This is a genomic window from Corallococcus interemptor, from assembly GCF_003668875.1.
Classification (GTDB): Bacteria; Myxococcota; Myxococcia; order Myxococcales; family Myxococcaceae; genus Corallococcus; species Corallococcus interemptor.
In genome coordinates this window covers 1-437 of sequence record NZ_RAWM01000355.1, presented here as the reverse complement: position 1 = coordinate 437, position 437 = coordinate 1, and the positions used below count along the sequence as shown (strand labels likewise).

Annotated in this window: 1 protein-coding gene; it reads right to left on the bottom strand. The window is 68.6% G+C overall.

The features are described 5' to 3' along the window. A partial coding sequence (locus tag D7X96_RS39240) for a DUF4135 domain-containing protein (protein ID WP_244219890.1) occupies positions 1-401 on the bottom strand: 401 nt, incomplete at its 3' end. Positions 402-437: the final 36 nt, after the last annotated feature.

Sequence of the window (437 nt, the reverse complement as noted above, 5' to 3'; positions counted from 1 at the left end):
TCGTGCAGCAGGGCGTCGTAGCTGGCCGTGCCGCGAAAGAGCACTCGCACGGGCGCGTGCTCGAAAGCCGCAAGCGGCCCTTCAGGGGCGAGCAGCGCATCCCGGTGCTCAGCGAGCAGTCGGTACAGGGTGGAGAACCCCTGCGCGAGCGCGTCCGCTTGCACCGCCACGGAGTCGTCCTGTCCTTCCATGCGAGGACGGTTCGCCGCGCCTGGAATCTCCATCCGCATTCGCTCGAAGCGGAGCTGGTCCGTGCCGTGCGCCGTCGCCACCAGGTAGCCCAGTGGTGTGAGCTGTCCCTCGCCAGCGCCCAGGGCGCTGAAATCCACCTCCGTGCCGTCTTTCGCGCGCCAGGCGGGTTGGGGTAGCAGCCCGCTCTTGAGCACCGTTCCGTTCAGCACCGCACCGGGTTGCTTCTCCACGTCTCGGATGGAGGC